General features: G+C 63.0%; 22 protein-coding genes. 12 read left to right on the top strand and 10 right to left on the bottom strand.

Features of this window, described 5'->3' with window-relative positions:
- Positions 1–154: 154 nt before the first annotated feature.
- Positions 155–1,927: a methyl-accepting chemotaxis protein gene (locus DK391_RS18015; RefSeq protein WP_109479332.1), complete on the top strand. Its 1,773-nt coding sequence runs from the start codon at positions 155–157 to the stop codon at positions 1,925–1,927.
- Between the two features lie 14 nt (positions 1,928–1,941).
- Here DK391_RS18015 and DK391_RS18010 read toward each other — a convergent pair whose 3' ends face one another.
- Positions 1,942–2,760: an FkbM family methyltransferase gene (locus tag DK391_RS18010; protein WP_109479331.1), complete on the bottom strand. Its 819-nt coding sequence runs from the start codon at positions 2,758–2,760 to the stop codon at positions 1,942–1,944.
- Positions 2,761–3,089: 329 nt separating this feature from the next.
- On the opposite strand from DK391_RS18010, the gene DK391_RS18005 reads away from it, so the two are divergent.
- On the top strand, positions 3,090–3,902 hold the full coding sequence (locus DK391_RS18005) for a MetQ/NlpA family lipoprotein (protein WP_109479330.1): 813 nt from the start codon (positions 3,090–3,092) through the stop codon (positions 3,900–3,902).
- An 84-nt stretch (positions 3,903–3,986) separates the two neighbouring features.
- Here the strand turns inward: DK391_RS18005 and DK391_RS18000 are convergent, their stop codons facing one another.
- Complete coding sequence (locus DK391_RS18000) at positions 3,987–4,919, bottom strand: bifunctional helix-turn-helix transcriptional regulator/GNAT family N-acetyltransferase (protein ID WP_109479329.1); 933 nt, start codon at positions 4,917–4,919, stop codon at positions 3,987–3,989.
- Between the two features lie 367 nt (positions 4,920–5,286).
- On the opposite strand from DK391_RS18000, the gene DK391_RS17995 reads away from it, so the two are divergent.
- The 5 genes from DK391_RS17995 (at position 5,287) to nagE (ending at position 12,644) form a co-directional block, all read left to right on the top strand.
- Positions 5,287–6,021 carry a GntR family transcriptional regulator gene (locus DK391_RS17995; RefSeq protein WP_109479328.1) on the top strand — a complete coding sequence of 245 codons (735 nt, stop codon included), beginning with the start codon at positions 5,287–5,289 and terminating at the stop codon, positions 6,019–6,021.
- Positions 6,022–6,069: 48 nt separating this feature from the next.
- Positions 6,070–7,173: an N-acetylglucosamine-6-phosphate deacetylase gene (gene nagA / locus DK391_RS17990; RefSeq protein ID WP_109479327.1), complete on the top strand. Its 1,104-nt coding sequence runs from the start codon at positions 6,070–6,072 to the stop codon at positions 7,171–7,173.
- Positions 7,166–8,176, top strand: a complete 1,011-nt coding sequence (locus DK391_RS17985; protein ID WP_109479326.1) for an SIS domain-containing protein — start codon at positions 7,166–7,168, stop codon at positions 8,174–8,176. The genes nagA and DK391_RS17985 overlap by 8 nt, the downstream gene beginning before the upstream one ends.
- Before the next feature lie 13 nt (positions 8,177–8,189).
- Positions 8,190–10,778, top strand: a complete 2,589-nt coding sequence (gene ptsP, locus DK391_RS17980; protein ID WP_109479325.1) for a phosphoenolpyruvate--protein phosphotransferase — start codon at positions 8,190–8,192, stop codon at positions 10,776–10,778.
- 108 nt (positions 10,779–10,886) lie between these two features.
- Complete coding sequence (gene nagE / locus DK391_RS17975) at positions 10,887–12,644, top strand: N-acetylglucosamine-specific PTS transporter subunit IIBC (RefSeq protein WP_109479324.1); 1,758 nt, start codon at positions 10,887–10,889, stop codon at positions 12,642–12,644.
- A gap of 67 nt (positions 12,645–12,711) precedes the next feature.
- On the opposite strand, the gene cydX is transcribed toward nagE, so the two are convergent.
- The 5 genes from cydX to rpoH form a co-directional block, all read right to left on the bottom strand.
- Complete coding sequence (cydX, locus tag DK391_RS17970) at positions 12,712–12,840, bottom strand: cytochrome bd-I oxidase subunit CydX (protein ID WP_109479323.1); 129 nt, start codon at positions 12,838–12,840, stop codon at positions 12,712–12,714.
- Between the two features lie 35 nt (positions 12,841–12,875).
- Positions 12,876–14,012, bottom strand: a complete 1,137-nt coding sequence (gene cydB, locus DK391_RS17965) for a cytochrome d ubiquinol oxidase subunit II (protein WP_109479322.1) — start codon at positions 14,010–14,012, stop codon at positions 12,876–12,878.
- Between the two features lie 31 nt (positions 14,013–14,043).
- Positions 14,044–15,633, bottom strand: coding sequence for a cytochrome ubiquinol oxidase subunit I (locus DK391_RS17960; RefSeq protein WP_109479321.1), 1,590 nt, complete (start codon positions 15,631–15,633; stop codon positions 14,044–14,046).
- Entirely contained in the window at positions 15,623–15,895 is a 273-nt protein-coding gene (cydP, locus tag DK391_RS17955) for a cytochrome oxidase putative small subunit CydP (RefSeq protein WP_109479320.1), read from the bottom strand. The genes DK391_RS17960 and cydP overlap by 11 nt, the downstream gene beginning before the upstream one ends.
- A 312-nt stretch (positions 15,896–16,207) precedes the next feature.
- On the bottom strand, positions 16,208–17,143 hold the full coding sequence (rpoH, locus tag DK391_RS17950; RefSeq protein WP_109479319.1) for an RNA polymerase sigma factor RpoH: 936 nt from the start codon (positions 17,141–17,143) through the stop codon (positions 16,208–16,210).
- Between the two features lie 350 nt (positions 17,144–17,493).
- On the opposite strand from rpoH, the gene DK391_RS17945 reads away from it, so the two are divergent.
- Together DK391_RS17945 and DK391_RS17940 are read left to right on the top strand one after the other, a co-directional pair.
- Complete coding sequence (locus DK391_RS17945; RefSeq protein ID WP_109479318.1) at positions 17,494–18,057, top strand: acyloxyacyl hydrolase; 564 nt, start codon at positions 17,494–17,496, stop codon at positions 18,055–18,057.
- A gap of 45 nt (positions 18,058–18,102) precedes the next feature.
- On the top strand, positions 18,103–18,486 hold the full coding sequence (locus DK391_RS17940) for a nuclear transport factor 2 family protein (protein WP_109479317.1): 384 nt from the start codon (positions 18,103–18,105) through the stop codon (positions 18,484–18,486).
- A gap of 164 nt (positions 18,487–18,650) precedes the next feature.
- Here DK391_RS17940 and leuA read toward each other — a convergent pair whose 3' ends face one another.
- The gene (gene leuA / locus DK391_RS17935; protein WP_109479316.1) at positions 18,651–20,309 is read right to left on the bottom strand and encodes a 2-isopropylmalate synthase; all 1,659 of its coding nucleotides are present in this window, start codon (positions 20,307–20,309) and stop codon (positions 18,651–18,653) included.
- Between the two features lie 512 nt (positions 20,310–20,821).
- Positions 20,822–21,790: a DNA-binding protein YbiB gene (ybiB, locus tag DK391_RS17930; protein ID WP_109479315.1), complete on the bottom strand. Its 969-nt coding sequence runs from the start codon at positions 21,788–21,790 to the stop codon at positions 20,822–20,824.
- 230 nt (positions 21,791–22,020) lie between these two features.
- Between ybiB and DK391_RS17925 the strand changes: the two genes are divergently transcribed.
- Both DK391_RS17925 and maiA read left to right on the top strand, forming a co-directional pair.
- On the top strand, positions 22,021–22,719 hold the full coding sequence (locus DK391_RS17925; protein WP_109479314.1) for a fumarylacetoacetate hydrolase family protein: 699 nt from the start codon (positions 22,021–22,023) through the stop codon (positions 22,717–22,719).
- Between the two features lie 34 nt (positions 22,720–22,753).
- Positions 22,754–23,398 (top strand): maleylacetoacetate isomerase, encoded by a 645-nt coding sequence (maiA, locus tag DK391_RS17920; RefSeq protein WP_109479313.1) that lies wholly within the window; start codon positions 22,754–22,756, stop codon positions 23,396–23,398.
- Between the two features lie 96 nt (positions 23,399–23,494).
- Here maiA and ftsY read toward each other — a convergent pair whose 3' ends face one another.
- Positions 23,495–24,667, bottom strand: a complete 1,173-nt coding sequence (gene ftsY / locus DK391_RS17915; protein ID WP_109479312.1) for a signal recognition particle-docking protein FtsY — start codon at positions 24,665–24,667, stop codon at positions 23,495–23,497.
- A 336-nt stretch (positions 24,668–25,003) separates the two neighbouring features.
- Here ftsY and rsmD point away from each other — a divergent pair, with 336 nt between their 5' ends.
- Positions 25,004–25,642, top strand: a complete 639-nt coding sequence (gene rsmD / locus DK391_RS17910) for a 16S rRNA (guanine(966)-N(2))-methyltransferase RsmD (protein ID WP_109479311.1) — start codon at positions 25,004–25,006, stop codon at positions 25,640–25,642.
- Positions 25,643–25,675: the final 33 nt, after the last annotated feature.

Genomic DNA, 25,675 nt, shown 5'->3' with positions numbered 1-25,675 from the left:
CGGTTGACACGATGCCGGGCGTTGCTTACAGGTCGCCTCAAGTCAGCGCACGGACGTGCCGTTATCCAGTAGAGCAATCGTTTGCGCCTGGTTTGCCTTAAGCGGGTGCCACAGATTTGCCGAAGAAGTGACCACACCAAAAGAGACCAACACAATGAGTAGGATGAGTCTGAACCGCAAGCTGTGGTTATCGCTTGTGCTCGTATGGCTGGGCTTGTTGGGCGTCGGATTGTGGAGCGCGATAGAGACCCGCTCGACGATGCTCAGCGAGCGCAAGGCGGGCATGATGAATCTCGTCGATGCCGCGCAAGGCGTCGTGAACGGCTACTACGCACTCTCGCAGGCAGGCAAGATGAGCGAAGCCGACGCGCAGCGCGAAGCGCTCGCGCGGCTCGCGACGATGCGCTATGGCGAATCCGGCTACCTGTTCGTGATGGATTCCAAGCCCGTCGTGCTGATGCATCCGACTTTGCCGCAGATGAACGGCAAAGCCGTGGGCGACTTCAAGGATCCGGACGGCAAACTGCTGTACGTGTCGATCGTCGATGCAGCGAAGGCGACGGGTCGCGGCTTCGCCGAATATCGCGGGCGCCTGCCGCATAGCGAAGAAGCCGTGCCGAAGATCAGCTATGCGGTGCGTTTTGCGCCGTGGGACTGGAACATCGTGAGCGGCGTATTCGTGCGCGACATCGACACCGCTTACTACGCGAACCTGATCGAGCATTTCATCGTGGTGCTGGTGATCGGCGCGGGGATTTCGCTCGCGATGCTGCTGATCATCCGTAATGTGCGCGGCAGTCTGGGCGGCGAGCCGCAGGATGCGGCGAAGCTCGCGGCACGCATCGCCACGGGCGATCTCACGCAGATCGTCCCCGTGCGCGCGAACGATTCGTCGACCATGATGGCCGCGATGAACGAGATGCAAGGCAAATTGCAGCGGGCGATTGGCGAGATCCGGCAGTCGGCGGAATCGATCGCATCGGCGACGCAGCAGATCGCGGCAGGCAATGGCGATCTGTCGCAGCGCACCGAGCAGCAGGCAGCGTCGCTGCAGGAAACGGCTGCGAGCATGGAAGAACTGACGGCAACCGTGAAGCAGAACGCCGACAACGCGCGTCAGGCGAGCGGACTCGCACACAACGCGTCCGATATCGCGACCAAGGGCAACGAGGTCGTCAACCGCGTGATCAGCACGATGACGGAGATCAACGATAGCTCGCGGCAGATCTCGGACATCATCGGCGTGATCGAAGGTATTGCGTTCCAGACCAATATTCTTGCGCTGAACGCGGCGGTCGAAGCGGCGCGTGCGGGCGAGCAGGGCCGCGGCTTCGCGGTAGTGGCAGGCGAGGTGCGCAGTCTCGCGCAACGATCGGCGACGGCGGCCAAGGAAATCAAGCAGCTGATCGGCGATTCCGTCGAGCGCGTCAACAACGGCTATACGCTGGTCGAGCAGGCCGGCACGACGATGAGCGAGATCATGCAGGCCGTGCGTCGCGTGACGGACATCATGGGCGAAATCGCGGCGGCGTCGGAAGAGCAGAGCAGCGGCATTTCGCAAGTTGGGCGCGCCGTCACGCAGATGGACGAGGTCACGCAACAGAACGCGGCGCTGGTCGAGCAGGCCGCCGCCGCGGCTGCGTCGCTGCAGGATCAGGCCGCGCGGCTGCGTCAGACGATCGGTACATTCAAGGTGAACGGTGGCGAGCCGACGATGATCGCTGCGAAGCCAGTTGCGGCGTTCGAGAAGAAGGTGGCTAACCAGCCGGCGAAGCCTGTCGCGAAGGTGGCTGCGCCTGTTGTCAAAGCGGCGCCCGAATCCGGCGCGCGCGACACAGCGAGCAAGGTTGTCAAGACGGTCAAGGCGGACATGGCGCCGCGTCCTGCAAAGGTGGCGTCATCCGATGACGATTGGACGACCTTCTAAAAGCGGTCCAATCGTTAAGCTATAGCCAGGCCGTTCTGATCCTGGTGAACATGCTGCAACACCGGGTCGGATTCGTGAATCGCGAGTTGGTCGATTCCGTAGTCGAACATACGGTAGCCAAGCCCGGTGAGAAAGTCCTGAATCGCGGCCTGGTCCGATTTGATCATTTCGATCAGCATCACGGGGCGATGCCGTTCAAGCACGGCGCGCGCCCCGCGCAACACGTCGAGTTCCATGCCTTCGACGTCGAGCTTCAGGAAGTCCAGACGCCCGAGTTCCAGTGACGGCAGATCGACCACGGGCACCTTGACGCCATCGTTTGCATCGTAGGAAATCGCCTGTCCGATAGCCTCGGTATCGTCGCGTTGACGCAGTTCCAGACTGCCGAAGCTTGCGGGCTTCGTGTAATCGGGGCGCGGCACGATCATGTCGCCGCAACGTTCGCCGAGCGCCGCATGACGCGCACGCACATTCATGCAGTTGTTGAGCGCGATATTGCCGGCGAGTGCATAGAAGACCGCCTCCTGCGCTTCGAACGAATGCACCTGTCCCCATCCATACATGTGGCGTCCCCATTCGATCGTATGGACACCGATATTGGCGCCGCCGTCGATGGCGATCACGCCGTCGCCGAAATGCTGACGCCGCAGATCGAGAATCAGGAGCGCGAGCCTGATTTCATGTGCGTCGAACTGCGAGGCCGTGAGCAGTTGAAAACCGACGCCGAAGACACTTCCATCGGGCTTCACGGCAAAGTCGTTGCGGTTGACGATCATGTTGCCGTGGTTGGTCGAAGCAAGCATGAAAGCGATGGGGCGAGCGGGATAGGACATGAGCATCTCGTGGAGTGTTGATCAAGGTGTCCATAACGAAGACTGGGCGAGATTCGCTCGATCTGTCGCTTGGGGCCGATTGGTGTGCTCACCTTAAAAAAGTAGCAAAGCTATCCCTATAAGACTTCTCCTAAAGCGAGTCCTGCGAGAGAGAAATCTTGCGCACTTGCTGCGTGGTACGGCAGAACAACCTGCATACCCATATGAAAAGGCGGTATTTCACATCGTGACGCGCCTGTGAGACCATTTGTGGCTCGACGATTCACGGGACCATCATCGATGCCCGCCGTCGATCACGAATCTGAACAAGGCAGTCAAGAGAGAATCACATGCAGCGCAGAACACTCATCAAGGTTTTTTCCGCCGCGCTCGCTTCGGCGGCGCTCATCACCAGCTTCGGCGCGCGCGCCGACGACAAGGTCATCAAGGTCGGCACGATCAGCGGTCCCGATGCGCAGATCTGGTCGGTTGTGCAGAAGGTCGCGAAGCGCGAAGGCCTGAACGTGAAGGTCATCGAGTTCAACGATTACGTGCAGCCGAACGCCGCGCTCGACGCAGGCGATCTCGACGCGAACAGCTTCCAGCATCAACCGTATCTCGACAGCCAGATCAAGCAGCGCGGCTACAAGATCGTCAGTGCCGGTCTGACGTACATCTCGCCGCTCGGCATCTATTCGAAGAAACTGAAGTCGGTGAAGGATCTGCCGCAAGGCGCGAAGGTCGCGGTGCCGAACGATCCGTCGAACGAAAATCGCGCGCTGCTGCTGTTGCAGTCGCAAGGCGTGATCAAGCTGAAGGCGGGCGCGGGCACGAACGGCAACAACGCGACGCCGCTCGACGTTGCTGAGAATCCGAAGAAGGTGAAGCTGATCGAACTCGACGCAGCGCAATTGCCGCGCTCGCTGTCCGACGTCGATGCCGCCGCGATCAACACAAACTTCGCGCTGGCCGCGGGCCTGCAGCCGACCAAAGATGCCATCGCGCTCGAAGACGTGCACAGCCCGTATGCGAACCTGATCGCCGTGCGCATCAAGGACAAGGATCAACCGTGGGTGAAGAAGCTGGTCGCCGCGTATCAGTCGGAGGACGTGCGCCAGTTCATCAAGACGGAGTTCAGAGGTTCCGTGGTGCCGTCGTTCTAAGCACGGGCATCATTTGATCCGATGATGTGAAAAGCGCCACGGGAAACCGTGGCGCTTTTTTATGCGCGGCGCGAACCGTTGCCGCTAGAGCTTGCGTTCCCATTGCTCGATCACCAGATCGCAGCCGAAACGCCGCTCAGGCACCGCCGAAACGAGCGCGAAGCCTGACTGCGTCATAAGGCGCCGCGCATCGTCGAGCGAACTTTCGCTCTCGACGGCGAGCGTGCTGTAGCCGGCACGCTTCGCAAAGCGCACGCATTCGTTGATCAGCTGCGTGCCGATTCCGAGTCCTCGCACGTCCGGCTCGACATACAGCATGCGCACGCTTGCCTGTGTATTCGACGCCGCTGCCACCAGCGCCGATCCGACGATCAGTCCATCCTGTTCCGCGACCCAGCAGATTTCCCGCTGCGCGTCGTGGCCTTGCGCAAAGCGCCCAGTCTGCTGCGCGAGCAGCGCTTCGAAAGTCTGATCCCAGCCTTGCGCGCTCGCGAACAGTTGCGCCTGACGCGACACCAGCGCGCCGTACTCGCCCGCGCGCGGCGCGCGCAGCGTGACGATGCTGTGACGTGGCCGTTCGTCGAGCAGGCGCTCGATCAGCTTCATCGCGGCAATCAGCTGATCCTGCGAATGCGGCGCGAGCCGCGCAATCACGGCGGCGACCTCGTCGAGTGCGGCGGCGTCGAGCGGTTCGTAGGCGGCGAGACCCGTTTCCGTCAGCGACACGAGCGACTGGCGCGCGTCGATCTCCGACGGCCGCCGCGCAATCAGGTTGCGCCGCTCGAAGCTGGCGAGCAGCCGGCTCAGATAGCCGCTATCGATGCCGAGATTGCGCGCGAGCGCAGCGGCCGTCTGATGCTCGGCACGCGACAGTTCATGCATCACGCGTACTTCCGTCAGCGAAAAGGCGCTTTTCTGCAAATGTTCGTGCAGCGCTCCGATGTGCTGCGTGTAGAAGCGGTTGAAATGGCGGACGGCTTCCGCCCGGACTAAGTCGGGATCGTTCACCGTTTCCATTCCCCGTTTTGGCCTGTCATTCGGTCACCAAGCTGTGTTGTTTCCGTTGCGTGATCGCGCGCGAATTTCGCAGTTTGCCCCAGTTTGTCAATAAAGAGGTATGACATTTGCGGGTTAACGCACGTAACTTGACAGACGATTCGTACGAACCAGTTGTCAAATTGGTCTCAAATACGGGTATGCCCTAATGCCAGTGATGTGTCAGTGTGAATCCGCTTAATTCGTGGAAACCCTTTCCTATCAAGGGTTTGATTGACGTAGACCAGCTAGATACCACATCGTTGACTGGTATTATGGTGGTTATATAATGGGCTCCGTTTTCGTAGTCCAACATCGTCAGATTTCCCCACGATCCCGACCGAGCCAAATGGAAACCCGTTGGTCCGCACTGACACCTGACGTTCACAACGTCACACCGCTGTACCTGCAGCTCGCCCGCAATCTGGCGACGGCGATCCATTGCGGCGTGTGGTCGGCGGGTGAGGCGCTGCCTTCGGAGCGCACGCTGTCCGACGCGATCGGTGTGTCGCGCATCACCGCACGCAAGGCGATCGCGCTGCTGGTCGAGCAGGGTTTGATCCGGCGCGCGCGCGGCGCGGGCAGCTTCATCACGCCGCGCGTCGAAGATCCGCTGTCGCGTCTCACCGGCTTCACGAAGAAGATGGAGCAGCGCGGCTTCCGCCCCGATTCGGTGTGGCTCGAACGCGAGCTGCGCAGCGCGACTCGCGACGAAATCGTGCATCTCGGCCTGTCGCCGGGTGCCTCGGTGGCGAGCCTGCGCCGTCTGCGCCGCGCCGACGGCATCGTGATGGCCGTCGAGCACTCGTCGCTGCCCGTGTCGATCGTGCCCGATCCGCAGTCGATCGGCGGCTCCCTCTACAGTTATCTCGAACAACGCGGCCTGCCCGTCGTGCGCGCGCTGCAGCACTTTCGCGCCGTCAACGCCTCGGGCGACATCGCTTCGCTGATGGACCTCGAACAGGGCAGCGCGCTGCTGCTGATCACGCGCGTGGGCTACAGCGCCGATCAGCGCGCGATCGAACTCACGGACACCTATTGCCGGGACGATTACTACGACTTCGTCGCTGAGCTGCGCCTGTGAGCCAGCGCGAATCAGTCACGCACGCATAACGCAACATCAGAGAGACTCATGCTGACCGGAAACATACTCACCCCCGAAGGCTGGATCCACGGCACGATCGAATCCGCAAACGGCCGCGTCACGGCCATCACGGGCAATGCCGTCGATCCGTCGACCAACGACGCACCGTACATCCTGCCCGGCTTCATCGATCTGCACGTGCACGGCGGCGGCGGCGCTGACGTGATGGAAGCGGGCAACGCGATCGAGGCGATCACGCGCACGCATGCACGCTTCGGCACCACGAGCCTGCTCGCCACCACGATGACGGCGCCGCGCGAAGAACTGATGGCCGTGGTCGCAGGACTCGGCGATGTCGCGAAGAACCGCGTGCCGGGCGGCGCGCGTGTGCTCGGCGTGCATCTCGAAGGTCCGTACATCAATCCCGGCAAGCTCGGCGCGCAGCCTGACGCGGCTGTTTCCGCCGTGCTCGACGAAGTGCTGAAGTATCTGTCGATCGCGCCGATCCGCGTGGTCACCATTGCGCCGGAAATCTCCGGCCACATGGAGATCATCTCCGAGATCAACGCGCGCGGCGTGCGGGTGCAACTGGGCCATTCGCTCGGCACCTACGACGACGCCGTCGCCGCGATGAAGCACGGCGCGCGCAGCTTCACGCACCTGTTCAACGCGATGTCGCCGCTGCATCACCGCAATCCCGGGATGGTCGGCGCGGCGCTCGCGCACGCCGAATACGCGGAAATCATTCCCGACCTGCTGCACGTGCATCCGGGCGCGATCCGCGCCGCGATGCGCGCGATCCCGCGTCTCTATGTGGTGACGGACAGCACGTCGGCGACAGGCATGCCCGATGGCGAATACCGCCTCGGCAGCCAGCACGTGACGAAGTGCCTCGGTGGCGTACGCCTTGCCGACGGCACGCTCGCAGGCAGCACGCTGACGATGGATCAGGCGCTGCGCAACCTCGTATCGCTCGGCCTGCCGATGGCCGACGTGTCAAACCGTATGTCCCGTTATGCCGCCGACTATCTCGGCCTCGAAGACCGCGGCCGTCTCGCGCGCGGCGCGTGGGCCGACATCGTCGTGTTCGATCGCGAACTGGCGTTGACGGCGACTTACGTCGAAGGAGAATCGATTGTCGAATATGCTTAAAGAGGCGCTGGCGTCCGCTGACGTGGTCGCCGCGCAACTCAACGATACCTCGCGCGTCGAAGCGCTCGCGGCCCGTCTCGCACAGGAACCGCGTCACGTCGCGCTGACGGTGGCGCGCGGCAGTTCGGATCACGCGGCGAGCTACTTCGCGTCGCTGACGATGAGCCGCGTCGGCTTGCCCGTTGCTTCGCTGCCGATGTCGGTCGCGACGCTGCAACAGGCGCCGCTGCAGGTGCGCAATCAGCTTGCGCTGGGTTTTTCGCAATCGGGCAAAAGCCCCGATCTGGTCGGCACGATGCAGGCGCTGCGTGAAGCGGGCGCGCTCACCGTCGCTGCCGTCAACGTGCCCGGCTCGCCGCTCGAAGAAGCGTGCGAGTTCTATCTGCCGCTGCTCGCCGGTCCTGAACTGAGCGTTGCTGCAACCAAGAGCTATATCGCGATGCTGTCCGTGTCCGCGCAACTCGTCGCGCACTGGCAGAAGGATGAAGCGTTGCTCGACGGCCTGAAGTCGCTGCCGGAAGCGCTCAAGCGTGCAGGTGCGCTCGACTGGTCGAAGGCAGTGGAAGAACTGCGCGACGCCGAACGCATGATCGTGATCGGCCGTGGTCTCGGCCTCGCGATTGCGCAGGAAGCCGCGCTGAAACTCAAGGAAACCTCGGGCATTCAGGCCGAAGCGTTTTCGAGCGCCGAAGTGCGTCACGGTCCGATGGAACTGATCGACCGCGACTATCCGCTGCTCGTGTTCGCACCGCGCGGACCGGAACAGGCGGGCCTGTTGCAACTCGCGCGCGATATGCAGGCGCGCGGCGCACGCGTGCTGCTCGCTGCCGATCCCGCTGACGTGCCCGAAGCCACCTTGCCGCTCGTATCGACGGCGCATGCCGCGCTCGATCCGATTGCCGCAATCCTTTCTTTCTACGTGATGGCTGCCGGCCTTGCCGCCGCCCGCGGACGCAATCCTGATGCGCCGCGCCATCTGATGAAAGTCACCGAAACTCACTGATCGAGATATTCAGATGCGACGTGTCGAGGAGTCCCGTTTGAAGAGCCATTCCGAAGGCCATATTGTCCTGCTCGCGCCGATGACGGGCCCCGTCGTCCCGCTCGCGAAGGTGCCCGACCCGGTGTTCTCGGGCGGCATGTTCGGCGACGGTATCGGCATCGATCCGCTGGAAGGCAAGCTCGTCGCACCGTGCGACGGCGTCGTGATGCATCTGGCGCGTACCGGCCACGCTGTCACGATCACGACGGAAGAAGGCGCTGAAATCCTGCTGCATATCGGTATCGACACGGTCGAGCTAAACGGCAAGGGTTTCGCGCCGATGATCGAACAAGGCGCGAAGGTGCGCACAGGCGACGTGCTGATCGAGTTCGATCAGGATGCCGTCGCGCGCCAGGCGCCGAGTCTCGGGTCGGTGATCGCGATTGCCAATTCCGATGCGTTCGAAATCGTCGAGCGTGCGGAAAGCGGCAAGCTCACGGCTGGCCAGTCGCCTCTTCTCACGCTGCGCGTGCGCGATGGTGCGGCATTAGCAGCGTCGCGCGAAGCGTCGAGCGTCAGCGAGGAAGCGCGTCAGACTGTCGTGCTCGAACATGCAGGTGGTTTGCATGCGCGTCCGGCAGCGCGTGCGCGTGAAGCGGCGCGCGGTCTCGATGCGCGTGTCGAAGTGCGTTACGAAGGCAAAAAGGCGGCGATCGAAAGCGTTGTCGGTTTGCTTGGGCTGGGTGCGGGGCAGGGCGCGACGGTGGAAGTCGTTGGTATCGGTGCGCAGGCTGCGGCCGCCGTCGAAGCTGTCGTGCACGAACTGACGCGTGAAGCGCATGGCGAAGTGGAAGAAAAGCCGGCGCGTCAGATGTCGCCGGCACCTGTCACGGTTGCGCCGTCGACGGGTAGCGAAGCGCTCGCGCCGAACACGCTCGCAGGCGTGTGCGCAGCGCCCGGCATCGCTGTCGGCACGCTGGGTCGCTGGGATGACGCCGACATCGATCCGCCTGAGACGACGACCAACACGTCGGCTGCTGAAAGCCGCGCGCTCGACAAGGCCATCGCCGCTGTCGACGCCGAACTGAATGCCACCGTTCACGACGCATCGCAACGTGGCGCACATGGCGAAGCAGGCATTTTCGCGGTGCATCGCGTGCTGCTCGAAGACCCGACGCTGCTCGACGCCGCGCGCGATCTGATCAGCCTCGGCAAGAGCGCAGGCTTCGCGTGGCGCGAAGCGATTCGCGCGCAGATCGGCGTGCTGTCGAAGGTCGATGACGCATTGCTCGCCGAACGTGCCGCTGATTTGCGCGATCTGGAAAAGCGCGTGCTGCGCGCACTCGGTTATTCGAACGCGGCATCGCGCTCGCTGCCCGATGAGGCCGTGCTGAGCGCCGACGAATTCACGCCGTCGGATCTATCGACGCTGGATCGCAAGCGCGTCACGGCACTCTTGATGGCACGCGGCGGCGCGACCTCGCATGCGGCGATCATCGCACGTCAGGCGGGCATTCCTGCACTGGTCGCAATGGGCGATGCGTTGCTCAAGATCGCGGACGGCACGCAGGTTGTCGTCGATGCATCGGCGGGACGTCTGGAATATGCGCCGAGCGCGCTCGATGTCGAACGCGCACGCAACGAACGTCAGCGTCTGGCAGGCGTGCGCGAAGCGAACCGCCGCACGTCGCAGCAAGCTGCAGCGACCAGCGATGGCCGCGCGATAGAAGTCGCCGCGAACATCGCGACGCTCGAAGACGCGACCACCGCCGTCGAAAACGGCGCAGACGCTGTGGGTCTGCTGCGTACGGAACTGCTGTTCATTCACCGCCAGGCGGCGCCGACCGTCGACGAGCATCGCCAGAGCTATCAGGCGATCGTCGAAGCGCTGCAAGGCCGCACGGCCATCATCCGCACGCTCGATGTCGGCGCGGACAAGGAAGTCGATTATCTGACGCTGCCGCCGGAACCGAACCCGGCGCTCGGCCTGCGCGGCATCCGTCTCGCGCAAGTGCGCCCGGATCTGCTCGAAGACCAGTTGCGCGGCCTGCTCGCGGTTCAGCCGCTCGGCAAGGTGCGCATCCTGTTGCCGATGGTCACCGATGTAGGTGAACTCGTGCGTCTGCGCAAGCGCATCGACGAACTCGCTGCCGAAGCGGGCCGCTCGGAAAAGATCGAAGTCGGCGTGATGATCGAAGTGCCGTCGGCGGCGCTGCTCGCCGATCAGCTGTCGAAGCACGCGGATTTCCTGTCGATCGGCACCAACGATCTCACGCAATACACGCTCGCGATGGACCGCTGCCAGCCCGATCTCGCCGCTCAGGCTGACGGCCTGCACCCGGCCGTGCTGCGGCTGATCGAAGTCGCCGTGCAAGGCGCGGAAAAGCACGGCAAGTGGGTCGGCGTATGCGGCGCGCTCGCCGGCGACCCGCTCGCGGCACCGCTGCTCGTCGGCCTCGGCGTGACGGAACTGTCGGTCGATCCCGTCTCCGTGCCGGGCATCAAGGCGCGCGTGCGCAAACTCGATTATCAGCTGTGCCGTCAGCGTGCCCAGGATGCTCTGGCGCTCGAATCGGCACAAGCGGTAAGAGCCCTGAGCCGTGAGGTGTGGCCGCAGGACTGAGCGCTTCACAGGCGTATCCGGTCCGCGGACACAACTCGTCAGCTCGACATTTCAACCAGCATGTAAAGCAATTACGTAACTACACGAGACAAAGGAGTGGAGGTATCAATGGATGGAAATCCGTTTCTGAAGATTCAAAGCCTTGGCCGCGCGCTGATGCTGCCGATCGCGGTCTTGCCCGGCGCCGGCCTTCTGCTGCGCCTCGGTCAGCCCGATGTGTTCAACATCAAGATGATCGCCGACGCGGGCGGCGCGATCTTCGACAACCTGCCGCTCCTTTTCGCGATCGGCGTCGCTGTCGGCTTCGCGAAGGACAATAACGGCGTGGCGGCGCTGGCGGGCGCGATCGGTTACCTGATCGAAGTCGCCGTGATGAAAGACATCAACGACAAGCTCAACATGGGCGTGCTGTCGGGGATCATCGCCGGTATCGTCGCGGGCATGCTGTACAACAGGTACAAGGACATCAAGCTGCCCGATTACCTCGCGTTCTTCGGTGGCAAGCGCTTCGTGCCGATTGTCACGGGGCTCGCGTGTCTGGTGTTAGGCATCGTGTTCGGCTACGCGTGGGGCCCCGTTCAGGGCGCCATCGATGCAGCCGGTCACTGGCTGACGTCGGCGGGCGCAATCGGCGCATTCGTGTTCGGTCTGCTGAACCGTCTGCTGCTGGTGACGGGTCTGCACCACATCCTGAACTCGCTCGCATGGTTCGTGTTCGGCTCGTTCACGCCGCCGGGCGGCGCGGCTGTCACGGGCGACCTGCACCGCTTCTTCGCAGGCGATCCGACGGCAGGCACCTTCATGACGGGCTTCTTCCCGGTCATGATGTTCGGTCTGCCCGCAGCGTGTCTGGCGATGTATCACGAAGCACCGAAGGATCGTCGCGCGATGATCTTCGGCCTGCTGTTCTCGATGGCGCTGACGTCGTTCCTGACGGGCGTGACTGAGCCGATCGAATTCAGCTTCATGTTCCTCGCACCGGTGCTGTACGCGATCCACGCTGTGCTGACGGGTCTGTCGCTGGCCATCTGTACGGCGCTCGGCATCAAGCTCGGCTTCACGTTCTCGGCGGGTGCGATCGACTATGTGCTGAACTACGGCCTGTCGACGAAGGGCTGGGAAGCGATCCTGATCGGTCTCGTGTACGCCGTCGTGTACTACGGTCTGTTCCGCTTCTTCATCCGCAAGTTCAACATGGCAACGCCGGGCCGCGAGCAGGAAACGCCTGAAGTGGCCAACGAATCGTTCTCGTCGGATGGTTTTGTCGCGCCTGTCGGTGGTGTGGCGTCGGCAGCGGGCACGCGTGCGCAGCGTTATATCGCCGCGCTTGGCGGTGCGGCGAATCTGTCGGTGGTCGATGCCTGCACGACGCGTCTGCGTCTGTCGGTGGTCGATGCGGAGAAGGTGTCGGAAAACACGCTGAAGTCGATTGGCGCGCGTGGCGTGCTGAAGCGCGGCGGCGGCAATGTGCAGGTGATCATTGGACCGGAAGCGGACATCATCGCCGATGAAATCCGCACGGCGATTGCGAGTGGCAGTGCGGTTGCGGCTGCGCCTGTTGCTTCGGCCAAACCGGCTGCTACAGCCCCGGCTGCACCTGTCGCTGCGACCGGCAACGGTCCGCTCGATCCGGATCCGCTGCGCTGGCTCGCGGTGTTCGGCGGCGCGACCAACGTCGTGGCACTGGAAGCCGTCGCGGCAACGCGTCTGCGTATCGTCGTGCGCGATCCGTCGGCGGTGGACCGTCAACGTCTCGACACGCTGAGCGTCGCGTGGGTGTCGACGGATACGTTCCACATCGTTGTCGGCGAAAATGCGCCGCGCTATGCGCAGCAACTGTCGACGCGTCTGACGGCTACCGCCTGATGAGGTTCGTCGTGGCCTGAATCAGCGGCCATGAAAAGACGGCGCCCCGCGGGGCGCCGTTTTGCGTTTACCGCTTATCCTCGCCCGCTCCATGAGCGTCGGGATCGACGCCGTTATTCGCCTCGAGCCACATCACGTTGATGATGCCGAACGCGAGCGCAAGCCCGATACCGAGAATCCAGCTGAAGTACCACATGGTTCGCTCCCTGTTGCGCGCTTGAGTCGGTTGGGTCAGTACATCGAATGATGGTTTTGCTCGATTGCTTCGGCGGTCACCTTGCCGCGCATCACGCGATACACCCAGCTCGTGTAAATCAGCACGATGGGCAGGAAGATGATCACCGCGATCAGCATGATCTGCAGCGTCATCTGGCTCGAGGTCGAATCCCATACGGTGAGGCTGCTGCGGCCATCGAGCGACGACGGCATGATGAACGGAAACATCGAAAAGCCCGCTGTCAGGATCACGCCGATCACCATCAGCGCCGTCGACAGAAACGCGCAGCGCTCGAAGCGCGAACTGGCCAGCACCAGCGCGAGCACGCCGCCCACGACACCGACGACGGGTGCTGCAATCATCCACGGATACATCGCGTAGTTGGTCAGCCACAGACCTGGCGCGCCGATCACGTTTTTCAGCAGCGGATTGGCGACGGTATCGAGCGGCGCCGGCTCGCTGATCTGATAGCCGCCGATCAGCGTCGCGACCAGCACGCCCGCGATCAGAAACAGCGCGACGGCAGCGAGCGACGCGATGCGCAACGCCACGGAAGCGCGCCGCGCCACGATGCCGTCCGATTTCATCTTCACGAATGCCGCGCCGTGCGCAGCCAGCATCGACACGCTTACCAGACCGCACAGCAGCGCGAACGGATTGAGCAGCGCCCAGAAGCTGCCCTCATAGGTGACGCGCAGATCCTGATCGAACTGGAACGGCACGCCTTGCAGCAGATTGCCGAACGCGACGCCGAATACCAGCGCCGGCACAAAGCCGCCGACGAACAGCGCCCAGTCCCACGCGGTGCGCCAGCGCGGATCGTCGCGCTTGCCGCGATAGTCGAAGCCGACCGGGCGGAAGAACAGCGAGAACAGCACGAGCAGCATCGCGAAATAGAAGCCCGAAAACGACGCCGCGTACACCAGCGGCCACGCAGCGAACATCGCGCCGCCGGCCGTGATGAGCCATACCTGGTTGCCTTCCCACGTCGCGCCGACCGTATTCACGACGATGCGCCGCTCCGAGTCGGTCTTGCCGATGAACGGCAGCAGGATCGCCGCGCCCATGTCGAAGCCATCGGTGAGCGCGAAGCCGATCAGCAGCACGCCGACGAGCACCCACCAGATCAGTTTGAGAGTTGGGTAGTCCATAGCGTCATGTCCTTTGACGTCGTGTGACCGGTTACGCGGCCGTGTTCGCGCCGACTGTCGGCTTTGCGGTCCGCTCGTGGTAATAGCGGCCCGTATGCAGCGACGATGGCCCGAGCCGCGCGTACTTAAACATCAGCGTGATTTCGATGATGAAGAGCGCCGTGTAGAACACCACGAAGCCCGCGAGACTCAGATACACATCGCCAGCCTTCAGGCTGGAGGCTGAGAGCGAAGTCGGCAGGATGCCCGCGATCGTCCATGGTTGCCGCCCGAGTTCCGCGACGATCCAGCCGAATTCCGCCGCGAGCCACGGCAGCGGAATCGCCCACACGGCCCAGCGCAGGAACCAGCGTCGGCTGCGGCGCAAGAGTGAGCGTTGCGCGCAGAAGAAGAACGCCAGCACAAAGGTCACGAGGAACAGGATGCCGAGACCGACCATCAACCGGAACGACCAGAACACGGGCAGCACGGGCGGCACGGTTTTCTTGGCCGCCTGTTTGATCTGCTCGGCGGTGGCGTCGGTGACGTTCGGCGTGAACTGCTTGAGCATCAGGCCGTAGCCGAGGTCTTTTTTGTGCTGGTCGAAGGCGGCGTGCGTGGCGTCGCTGGCGTCACCCTGCTTGATCTTTTGCAGCGCGTCGTATGCGAGCATGCCGTTGCGGATACGCGTCTCGTTGCGCGCCATCAGTTCTTTCAGACCGATCACGGGTTCGTCGAGCGAACGCGTCGCGATGATGCCGAGCGCGTACGGCACGCGCAACGCGTAATCGGTGCGTTCTTCCTGCTGGTTCGGAATGCCGACAATCGTGAACGGCGCGGGCGGCGGCGCGGTTTCCCATTCGGATTCGATGGCGGCGAGCTTCATCTGCTGGACTTCACCCGTGGTGTAACCCGATTCGTCGCCGAGCACGATCACGCATAAAGTGGCCGCACGCCCGAAACCGGACGCGACCGCGAACGAGCGCAGCGCGAAGTCGATATCGCGACGCTTGAGCAGATACCAGGAAGAAAGCCCCCGCACGAACATCGACGCCGTCACATAACCCGCCGACACCGTATGCACGAACTTCACCTGCGCGACCGGGTTGAAGATCACGGCGAACAGGCTCGACAGCTCCATGCGCATGGTTTCGTAGTTGAACTCGGCGCCGACGGGATTGTTCATCCAGCCGTTCGCAATGAGAATCCACAGCGCCGACAGGTTCGAACCGAGCGCCACGAGGAACGTGACGCCGAGATGCTGGACGCGCGACAGCCGGTTCCAGCCGAAGAAGAACAACCCGACGAAGGTCGATTCGAGAAAGAACGCCATCAGCCCTTCTACAGCCAGCGGCACGCCGAAAATATCGCCGACGTAGTGCGAGTAGTACGACCAGTTGGTGCCGAACTGGAATTCGAGCGTGAGGCCGGTGGTCACGCCCATCGCGAAGTTGATGCCGAACAGCTTGCCCCAGAACTGCGTCATGTCCTTGTAGATCGGCTTGCCCGTCATCACGTAGACGCTTTCCATAATGACGAGCAGCCAGGACAGGCCGAGCGTCAGCGGCACGAACAGGAAGTGATAGAGCGCCGTGACGGCGAACTGCAGGCGCGAGAGATCGACGACGTCGCTAGCGGGCATGACTGTCACCTCGGGTCGAAGGCGGCGGTGGAGCGGACATCGGCACTGAAAGCAGTGCCTGAGTCACCTGCGCAGGCGGCAGCGACATGTTCTGCGCCTGTGGATGATTGAAGAACGCGAACTTGAGCGCGAACAGAAGGGCAAATTTGATCGCGAGCACGATCGCGATATCGCGCGCGAAGGTCGGGCCACGCGCCCACGCCACGATCCGGCTGGCGAGCGTGCGGCGTGAAGCCTTCCTCTGGTTGAGCGTGATGGCCATGTTCGATCGGCAACGACATCGCGCCGGTTGTCCCGGCAGGATCCAATGCGCATAAGCGGCCACACTGGCGCGTGCATGACCATTGTAGGAATGGTCCGACGGGCGGCCCCGCGTCATCGTGTCGCGAGGGCGGCTTGGCTCTATCACTAATAAGTCTTGTCTTGCGTGAGGTCAAGCCAATGTCTCGACGTTGACTCGAATCGACGCAATATTTGACGACGCGCAATAAAAAACCCTGCCTTCTTGCGAAGAGCAGGGTTCTGTCAGAAACGGGTTACGCCGATGTCCGGCGCGCCCGCTGCTTCTCTATGATTACGCGTACTGGGCGAGCGCGGTGCGCATCTTCTTCATCGCGCTTGCTTCGATCTGGCGGATACGTTCAGCCGATACGCCGAACTCGTCAGCCAGTTCGTGCAGCGTCGAGCCGCCCGAGCCGTCGTCTTCGACCTGCAGCCAGCGCGCTTCGATGATGCGGCGGCTGCGCGGATCGAGCGATTCCAGCGCGCTTGCGATACCGTCGCTTTGCAGCTTGTCGCGCTGACGCGCGGCCAGCACGGCCGTCGGTTCGCTGTGCGAATCGGCCAGATAGGCGATCGGCGCGAACGCTTCTTCACCGTCCTCGACCTGGCCTTCGAGCGCGATATCGCCGCCCGACAGACGCGTTTCCATTTCGGCCACTTCTTCGCGCTTCACGTTCAGCTCTTTCGCCAGGCCGTCGATCTCGTCCGGCGTGAACGACTGCAACCCTTGCTTGTGGCTGCGCAGGTTGAAGAACAGCTTGCGTTGCGCCTTGGTCGTCGCCACTTTCACCATGCGCCAGTTGCGCAGGATGTACTCGTGGATCTCGGCCTTGATCCAGTGCATCGCGTACGAAACGAGACGCACGTTCTGCTCAGGGTCGAAGCGCTTCACGGCCTTCATCAGGCCAATGTTGCCTTCCTGGATCAGATCGGCGTGCGGCAGTCCATAACCCAGATAGTTACGCGCAATCGACACGACCAGCCGCAGGTGCGACAGGACGAGCTTGCGCGCCGAATCGAGGTTGTTCTGCTCGCGGAACTCAGTGGCGTACTGGCGCTCTTCTGCCGGCGTCAGCATCGGAATCCGGTTCACGGCCTGGATGTAGGCGTCGATATTGCCCAGCTGGCCGGGCAGAAGAGAAGCATGCGAGAGCGCCAGTGCACCTGCCGGAGCGGCCTTAGCCGACGACGGGCTCAGAGTACTCGGAAGGGTCAATGTGTTGCTCACGTAGCAAACTCCTTTATTCAGACAAAAGTCCGGCAAAGCCAGACCACGATGGATGTTAGCACTCTCATCTACCGAGTGCTAATACTTAGAAGCCGTAGGGGCTTCCAAGTTCCCGGTGTGCTATCGAAATTGCACATTTAATAGCATCGTACCTCATCTGCGGGTTTGCCACCGAACGCTTAGGATTCTTCCGCTCCGGCATGATTCTGCAATCGACGGTAAGATTTTTTCGGAAATAGAAGCAGTCATTTGCGCCTTTTCGGATGCGATTAAAGGGTCCGATACTTGCTTCTATCTCTAAAATGTCAGTCGCGATGTCCTCGCTCAACCCCGCATCCGGTGGACGTACGATGGAAAACAAGAACAAGGCTTCGTCTAATCTGGCACTCAAATGTGCTGTCGCCGTGGCGCTACTCGGCGTGTGCAGTCTGGCTTCGGCGGATCAGTTCGGTGTTCAGATCGCGGGTGGTCTGGCCGATCACCACGTCCGCAAACTCGATCTCGGTTTTGTCTGGGATCCGAACCTGACCTGGTGGGAAATCGGCGGCTGGCACTTTGCGCTGATCGGCGAAGCGCACGCGGCCTGGTGGCATACGGATGAAGGCAACGTTCACGACAATGTCGGCGAATTCGGCGTGACGCCGGTGGTGCGGTTCATCAAAGGCTCGGGTTATTTCCGCCCGTTCGTCGAAGCCGGCGTCGGTGTGCGGCTGCTGACGCATCCCCGCATTTCTTCGACCTACACACTCAGTTCGGCGTTCCAGTTCGCCGACATGGTGGGCGTGGGCGCGCAATTCGGCGAGCATCAGCAGTATCAGTTCGGCTACCGGTTTCAGCACGTTTCCAATGCAAGTATCAAAGAGCCGAATCCTGGTATAAATTTCCAGCAGATTTACGTGCAGTACAACTTCTGACGACTGCGGCCGTTGTCGGCGCTGTCGTCGATAGGGGCGAACGCGATGGCGGCTAAAGTGATCGAAGCGATTCGCGGGCTGGAGCGCGATCGTTTTCGCGCGATGGTGGAAGGAAACGGCCAGCAACTCGACGCGCTGCTGTCGGACCACGTCATATACGTCCATACGAACGGCAAACGCGAGTCGAAGCAGCAGTTCATCGACGGCATTACGGCCGGGCGCCGGCGTTATCGCCAGATCGAGGTGCAGTCGCAGGACGTGCTGCCTGTCGGCAGCGAGACCTGCGTCGTCACCGGGCGCGCGCTGATCGAGATGGAAGCGAACAACGGCGCGCTGCTTTTTCCGATTGCCTACATGGCGATTCAGGCGCAGGAAGGCGGCAAGTGGCGGCTGATCGCATGGCAGGCGACGCGTTGCGCGATCGAGTGACGCGGATCGCGCTGTCACTCTATATCTGACGGATGTCGCTTCCTGAGCGGTCCGTGCGCGCCGGCGACGGTTGATCGCCGGCGTTTGCGCTTCTGCGGTCCTGCTGAATCCTTTCTTGCGGCTGACGACGTTGGCGGTGCGTGCCGTGTCGTCGTTACGCAGTGTTACGCCGCCACACGCCGGTCGACGGCTGCCCAACCCGCGCGATTGACGCCGCTGACGACAGCATCGACGACGGCCGTCATTTCGTCTTGCGCGACACCTACGCCATGCCGCAACGGCTGCTCGCCGACGCGGCTGGCGACGAATACGGCGGTGCGGCCATCCGTCGTGCGCATGGTCTCGAACGAGGTGATTTCGATCGCGACGTCGGCGGCCGCTGCCATTTCGCGCGCGACCGCTTTCGCATACGCCTCATGGCCGTCGATGCTTGCTGCGGCGGTTGCCGGCACGCTGATCTCGCGCTTGTTCCAGCGCACCGTCGAGCCATTCACGCGTTGCGCCGGACCGTCCGCCTCGAAATATTCGCGGGCGAACAGCGCGCAGACGGCATCGCCCGTCACTTCCTCGCCCGACTGATCGGCCACCGACTGCACCGCGTGGCTGAACTCGATCTGCACGCGGCGCGGCGGCGCGAAGCCCATGCCGCGTTCGAGCAGATACGTCGCGCCGCCCTTGCCGGACTGGCTGTTCACGCGGATCACGGCGTCGTAGCTGCGGCCCACATCGGCGGGATCGATGGGCAAATACGGCACTTCCCACACGGCGTCGGGCTGTTGCTGCGCGAAACCCTTGCGGATCGCGTCCTGATGCGAGCCGGAGAACGCCGTGTAGACGAGGTCGCCGGCATACGGATGGCGCGGGTGCACAGGAATCTGGTTGCAGCGCTCGACCACGCGGCGCACGGCATCGATATCCGAGAAGTCGAGGCCGGGATCGATGCCCTGCGTGTAGAGGTTCATCGCGAGCGTCACGATATCGACGTTGCCCGTGCGCTCACCGTTGCCGAACAGACATCCTTCGATGCGGTCCGCGCCCGCCATCAACGCGAGTTCGGCGGCGGCGACGGCCGTGCCGCGGTCGTTATGCGGATGCACCGACAACACGATGCTGTCGCGATAACCGAGATTGCGGTCCATCCACTCGATCTGGTCGGCGTAGACGTTCGGCGTCGCCGCTTCGACCGTGGCGGGCAGGTTCACGATCATCTTGTGATCGCGCGTCGGACGCCACGTCTGCGCGACGGCGTCGCAGACTTCGCGCGCGAACGGCAACTCGGTCATGCTGAAGGTTTCGGGCGAATACTGGTAGGTCCAGTGCGTCTGCGGACGGGCATCGGCGTGCTCGCGAATCATGCGCGTGCCGTCCACGGCCAGTGCCTTCACCTCTTCCTGCGACAACCCGAACACGATCTTGCGGAACGACGGCGCGATCGCGTTGTAAAGGTGAACGATCGCGCGCGGCACGCCTTCGAGCGCCTCGAAGGTGCGCGCGATCAGGTCTTCACGCGACTGCACGAGCACTTCGATGGTCACATCGTCGGGGATGCGCTTTTCGTCGATCAGCTTGCGCACGAAATCGAAGTCGGTTTGCGACGCCGACGGAAAACCGACTTCGATCTCCTTGAAACCGATTGCGACGAGCATCTCGAAGAACTCGGTCTTCTGCGCGATGCTCATCGGCTCGATCAGCGACTGGTTGCCGTCGCGCAAGTCGGTACTCATCCAGATCGGCGCGTGCTCGATCGTGCGGGTGGGCCACTTGCGGCCGGTCAAACGGACGGTGGGGAAGGGACGGTACTTCTCGGCAGGGTTGCGCATCATGGTAAGGCCTCGTTCGATTCGTCTAGTCGTGTGCTGGGTGATGTGGCGTCGAGCGGCTGGCGGGCTGCCACAGATGCACGTCCCGCGAGCCGGGCGCTAGCGGGAGCAACGAACGGGCGCGAACGAACAATGTCATCGGAACGATGACGAAGGCGACGACTGGAACGGAAGCCCATGCAACGTGCATTTGACCCTCGCGATTCATCCGCGCGATAAACGGACGAATACGGACGACTACAGGTTTTGAAGGAACTACGGACTGGGGTGCAACAGGAACTGCTTTGAGGACCGCCGCGAGTCGCTGTGGCGACTGCGTGCGGCGCTACGCCTTGCTTACGCTAGACGTAGCGATAGGGGCCGCGCTAGGCGGCCGAGGGTAATTCGGAGGGTGTTCGGAATGGAACGCATCTTTACAAGATAAGCGAGGCGGCGTGAGGCTGTCAACCGGCGATTTGCTGTTTTGCGTTCCTTCAGGCGTTTCCGGTGCTGTGCTGGCTAACCCGCAAGCCTTGTCAGGCGGCCTTCTGCGCGATCTCGACGATCAGTTCGACCTGACGCGTAATCGCGGCCGGAATGGGCGCGTCGCCACGCAAAACGGCGTCGATCCACGCTGCCGTAGTGGGCGCGTCGCGTCCTTCAGGCAGATCGACTTCCGGCGCATCGGGAGACGAACGCTCTGCCGCCACGCGCGTCTCGCAGATGCCGTCATGCAACCAGTCGATCTGTACCTGACGGCGCGTATCGGCCACTGCTTCGCCTTCCGTGCCGCGCGCGAGCAGCGCACCGCCGACAGCCGCATCGGGATGCGAGACGAACAGCTGGGTCAAACTCTCGCGATACGGCGGATGTGTGTAGTTCACCAGCCGCAAACCGGCCGGCGCAAACGGCTGGAGAATCTTCACCAGCGTATGCGTCGAGTTCCTCACACCCATGCGCCGGCGCAGCGACAGCAGCCGCGCGACCTTCGGCGCGAGTGTTCCGATTGGCGCAAAAGCGACCCGCTGGTTTGCCAGACTCGATTCGATGTCTCCTTGCGTCTGTGCGGGTGCCAGATTCAGGTGCGCAAAAATCTCGGCACTCGTCACGCGGCCCGGATCCTCCGTCACGCCATGCACCAGCACGGGCACGCCCTCGCGTGCGAGCAGCAGCGCCAGCAGGGGCACGAGGTTCGGCTGCTTGCGCGCGCCGTTGTAGCTCGGGATCGACACGGCCTGATGCGCGCCGTGCTTCACGTTGACCGGCTCGAACGAAGCGTGCGCGGCGGCGAGCATCGCGGCGAGTTCGTCGGCAGATTCGCCTTTCACGCGGTATGCGAGCAGGATCGCGCCCAGTTCCAGATCGGACACGCGGCCATCGAGCATCGCGGCATACAGCGCGTGCGTATCGTCCGGCGAGAGAGCGCGTGCGCCGTTGGGCCCGCGGCCGATTTCCTTGATGAATCGGGCGCAGGGGAAGGGAGTGGTGTCGGTGAGATCGGTCATCGGGGAAATCGGTGTTCTGGGGACGGCGGCGGCCTGGTTGCTTTCGAGTATCGCATGCCGGATGCACTCGCAAAACGCGCGCACATTCATGGGCTGCCATGAACCTTACGGCACGGTCTCAGCGTGCGCCACCTGGCCGTTTGGCCAGGCAACGTGGGAAACGGTGACGCGTTACACTCAATGCTTCGCCGCGTCATGGCGGCTCAACTCAATAGAAGACGGAGAACGGAATGGGTTATGTGTTTGCGCCAGCGCCGGTGACGGCAGTGCCAGTCGTCGGATCGGACGATCAGTTCGCGGTGCGCCGTATTTACTGCGTCGGCCGCAATTACGAGGCGCATGCGCGCGAAATGGGCCACGATCCCGACCGCGAACCGCCGTTCTTCTTCGCCAAGCCCGCTGACGCCGTGCTGTACGTCGCGCCGGGTGCTACTGGCGAATTTCCGTATCCGGCGCAGTCGAAGAACGTGCACTACGAGATGGAACTGGTCGCGGCCATCGGCAAGGCCGGCAAGAACATCCCTGCTGCCAATGCGCTCGATCACGTCTACGGTTACGCGCTCGGTCTCGACATGACGCGCCGCGACCTGCAGGCCGAAGCGAAAAAGCTGGGCCGTCCGTGGGACACGGCGAAGGGCTTCGATCACTCGGCGCCGCTCGGCCCGATTCATCCGGCGTCGAAGGTCGGTCACATCGGCAAGGGCGCGATCTGGCTCACCGTGAACGGCGAAGAGAAGCAGCGCTCGGACGTTTCGCAACTGATCTGGGCGGTGGCTGAGACGATCGAATACCTGTCCGGTTTCTTCGAACTGCAACCGGGCGCCCTGATTTTCACGGGCACGCCCGAAGGCGTCGGCGCGATCGTGAAGGGCGATCTGATGAAGGGCGGCGTGGACGGTATCGGCGAGTTCAGCGTGCGTGTCGTCTGACGTAGCCGGCGACATTCAGGGAGAGCAAAACACAATGAAGCTGTACAGCTACTTTCGTAGTTCGGCGTCGTATCGCGTGCGGATTGCGCTGAACCTGAAGAACCTGCAGTACGAATATCTGCCGGTGCATCTGCTGCGCGACGGCGGCGAGCAATTCAAGCCGGAGTATCGGCAGCTCAATCACGATGCCGTCGTGCCGACGCTGGTGGACGGCGAACACGTGATCACGCAGTCGCTGGCGATCATCGAGTATCTCGACGAGACGCATCCCGAGCCGCCGTTGCTGCCGTCGAATCCTGCCGATCGGGCCTATGTCCGCTCGCTCGTGCAGCAACTCGCGTGCGAGATTCATCCGTTGAACAACCTGCGCGTGCTGAAGTATCTGAAGCGCACCGTGGGCGTGACCGACGAGGTGAAGGACGCGTGGTATCACCACTGGATCAGCTCGGGTTTTGCCGCGCTCGAAGCGTATCTCGTTGCGGACGGTCGCGCGGGCAAGCTGTGTTACGGCGATACGCCGACCATCGCCGATCTGTGCCTCGTGCCGCAGGTGTTCAACGCGAACCGCTTCAAGGTCGATATGACGCCGTATCCGACCATCCAGCGTATCTGCGATTACGCAAATTCGCTCGACGCGTTCGCTCGCGCGGAGCCAGGTACGCAGCCCGATGCGGAGTAACGCGCAACAACGCCGATGGCAATGAAAAAGGGCGTCATGCAAATGCATGACGCCCTTTTTATTTTCAGCCGCCAGTTTCAGGCGAAGATGATCGCATCAGCCCAGCAAGGCGTCCGAAAACTCTTCCGCGCTGAACGGCTGCAAGTCTTCGACCTTTTCGCCCACGCCGATAAAGTACACGGGCACGGGACGTTGCCGCGCGATCGCCGCGAGAATGCCGCCCTTCGCCGTGCCATCGAGTTTCGTCACGATCAGGCCGGTAAGGCCGAGCGCGTCGTCGAATGCCTTGACCTGGGCGAGCGCGTTCTGACCGGTGTTGGCGTCGATGACGAGCAGCACTTCGTGTGGTGCGCTGTCCATTGCCTTGCCGATCACGCGCTTCACCTTGCGCAGTTCTTCCATCAGGTGAAGCTGAGTCGGCAGGCGGCCAGCCGTGTCGGCCATCACCACATTGATCTTGCGGGCACGCGCTGCGCCGACGGCGTCGAAAATCACGGCAGCCGGGTCGCCGCTTTCCTGTTGCACGACGGTCACGTTGTTGCGCTCGCCCCAGATCGCGAGCTGCTCGCGCGCGGCGGCGCGGAACGTGTCGCCTGCGGCCAGCAGCACCGACTGGTTGAAGCGCTGCATATGCTTGGCCAGCTTGCCGATGCTGGTCGTCTTGCCCGCGCCGTTGACGCCCGCGATCATCATCACAGTCGGCTGGTAATGGCCGAGCGTGAGGGACTTTTCCAGTGGCTTGAGCAAGTTGATCAACAAGGTGCGCAAGGCGTCCTTGACCTGCTGCGGATCGGTGAGGCGATCGGCGCGCACTTTTTCGCGAAGCGCTTCGAGCAGAAACTCGGTCGCGTCGACACCCGCGTCGGACATCAGCAGCGCGGTTTCGAGTTCTTCGTACAGGTCTTCGTCGATCTTCGTGCCGACGAAAATGCCCGTGATGCTCGAACTCGTCTTCGACAGGCCGCTGCGCAGACGCGTCAGCCACGAACGCTTCGCGGCGGCTTCAGGCACGGGCGGCGGGACGATTTCAGCGGCTTCGTCTTCTGTGTCTTGTACGTCCGTGTCTTCGAAGTCGGCAGCATCGGGGACGTAGTCGGGATCGAACTCGGGTGCATCGGCGGAATCCGGCACGGGCTGCGAGCGCGCGACGGCAGGCGCTTCGGCTTCAGCGACGTCCTGTGTGTCGACGTCGGCGCCGGAATCGGCTTGCGGCGCTTCAGGCGTGTCGTCGGCCTTGGAACCCTTGAATCGTTTGAAAAAGCTGAACATGGTCTGGGCTGGAGTGAGATTGCGCCGGATTCCTGCGTGCGGCCCGGCGATGCGTGGCCGCGACCGGCGATGCGCGACACGGCAGGCCGGCGGCCGCCGCATCGCAGCGCGGCATGCGAGGCGCTGGAAGCCGCACATTTTATCAGGCGCGCCAGGCGGCGTCGTGAACGCGGGCAGCGTGCACCGGCGCGGTGAACTTCGGCGAAGGCGGCTTCACGCGTGTGGTAACGTGGGCGTTCCGGCCCGCCTTTCGGCGTGTGGATCGATGAACAGCGCGACGTATAGCGCGACGGTCCGCACGAGCTTCGGCGGGCACACGCTCAACAGATTAACCGCATGTCCCGACCTTCCCCTTCACGCGCCAAACCCGGCCAGAAATCAGGCGCAAAAAGCGCGCCGTCCGGCCGTGGCCACGCGCATACGATCCGCATCATCGGCGGCGACTGGAAGCGCACGCCGCTGCCCGTGGTCGATCTCGACGGTCTGAGGCCGACGCCCGACCGTGTTCGGGAGACGCTCTTCAACTGGCTCGGCCAGGACCTCGACGGCCAGCGCTGTCTCGATCTTTTCGCCGGCAGCGGCGCGCTCGGCTTCGAGGCCGCCTCGCGCGGCGCTGCGCGCGTGCTGATGGTCGAACGCAACGCGCGTGCGGCAGCCCAGTTGCGGGCGAACCAGGCCAAGCTGGCGGCAGGCGCCATCGAAATCGCCGAAGCGGACGGCTTGCGTCTTGCCGCGAGCCTTGCGCCCGGCTCGTTCGATGTGGTGTTCCTCGATCCGCCCTTCGGCGAAGATCTGCTTGGCCGCGCGCTCGAACTGTCCGTGCCGTTGCTGAGCACCGACGGCTTCCTCTATGTCGAGTCCGGCGAAGCGCTGGACACGGCCGGACATGCGGCGCTGGAAGGCTGGTCCGTGGTCCGGCAGGGTAAGGCGGGCGCGGTCCACTATCATTTGCTGCAGCGCGAAAATGAGGAATAATGCGCGTTCCATAACAAGCGCCGGGCGGTTTGC

Source organism: Paraburkholderia sp. C35 (assembly GCF_003121405.1).
Classification (GTDB): Bacteria; Pseudomonadota; Gammaproteobacteria; order Burkholderiales; family Burkholderiaceae; genus Paraburkholderia.
This window is presented reverse-complemented; position numbering and strand designations above follow the sequence as displayed.

Bases quoted from the DNA above. Each gene is read 5' to 3' on its own strand.
- leuA (WP_109479316.1), bottom strand. From the start codon at position 20,309: ATGATGCGCAACCCTGCCGAGAAGTACCGTCCCTTCCCCACCGTCCGT.
- maiA (WP_109479313.1), top strand. From the start codon at position 22,754: ATGAAGCTGTACAGCTACTTTCGTAGTTCGGCGTCGTATCGCGTGCGG.
- nagE (WP_109479324.1), top strand. From the start codon at position 10,887: ATGGATGGAAATCCGTTTCTGAAGATTCAAAGCCTTGGCCGCGCGCTG.
- DK391_RS17940 (WP_109479317.1), top strand. From the start codon at position 18,103: ATGGCGGCTAAAGTGATCGAAGCGATTCGCGGGCTGGAGCGCGATCGT.
- DK391_RS18000 (WP_109479329.1), bottom strand. From the start codon at position 4,919: ATGGAAACGGTGAACGATCCCGACTTAGTCCGGGCGGAAGCCGTCCGC.
- ftsY (WP_109479312.1), bottom strand. From the start codon at position 24,667: ATGTTCAGCTTTTTCAAACGATTCAAGGGTTCCAAGGCCGACGACACG.
- DK391_RS17985 (WP_109479326.1), top strand. From the start codon at position 7,166: ATGCTTAAAGAGGCGCTGGCGTCCGCTGACGTGGTCGCCGCGCAACTC.
- DK391_RS17925 (WP_109479314.1), top strand. From the start codon at position 22,021: ATGGGTTATGTGTTTGCGCCAGCGCCGGTGACGGCAGTGCCAGTCGTC.
- DK391_RS17995 (WP_109479328.1), top strand. From the start codon at position 5,287: ATGGAAACCCGTTGGTCCGCACTGACACCTGACGTTCACAACGTCACA.
- DK391_RS18005 (WP_109479330.1), top strand. From the start codon at position 3,090: ATGCAGCGCAGAACACTCATCAAGGTTTTTTCCGCCGCGCTCGCTTCG.
- cydP (WP_109479320.1), bottom strand. From the start codon at position 15,895: ATGGCCATCACGCTCAACCAGAGGAAGGCTTCACGCCGCACGCTCGCC.
- cydX (WP_109479323.1), bottom strand. From the start codon at position 12,840: ATGTGGTACTTCAGCTGGATTCTCGGTATCGGGCTTGCGCTCGCGTTC.
- nagA (WP_109479327.1), top strand. From the start codon at position 6,070: ATGCTGACCGGAAACATACTCACCCCCGAAGGCTGGATCCACGGCACG.
- DK391_RS17945 (WP_109479318.1), top strand. From the start codon at position 17,494: ATGGAAAACAAGAACAAGGCTTCGTCTAATCTGGCACTCAAATGTGCT.
- DK391_RS18010 (WP_109479331.1), bottom strand. From the start codon at position 2,760: ATGTCCTATCCCGCTCGCCCCATCGCTTTCATGCTTGCTTCGACCAAC.
- DK391_RS18015 (WP_109479332.1), top strand. From the start codon at position 155: ATGAGTAGGATGAGTCTGAACCGCAAGCTGTGGTTATCGCTTGTGCTC.
- cydB (WP_109479322.1), bottom strand. From the start codon at position 14,012: ATGGACTACCCAACTCTCAAACTGATCTGGTGGGTGCTCGTCGGCGTG.
- ybiB (WP_109479315.1), bottom strand. From the start codon at position 21,790: ATGACCGATCTCACCGACACCACTCCCTTCCCCTGCGCCCGATTCATC.
- rsmD (WP_109479311.1), top strand. From the start codon at position 25,004: ATGTCCCGACCTTCCCCTTCACGCGCCAAACCCGGCCAGAAATCAGGC.
- DK391_RS17960 (WP_109479321.1), bottom strand. From the start codon at position 15,633: ATGCCCGCTAGCGACGTCGTCGATCTCTCGCGCCTGCAGTTCGCCGTC.
- ptsP (WP_109479325.1), top strand. From the start codon at position 8,190: ATGCGACGTGTCGAGGAGTCCCGTTTGAAGAGCCATTCCGAAGGCCAT.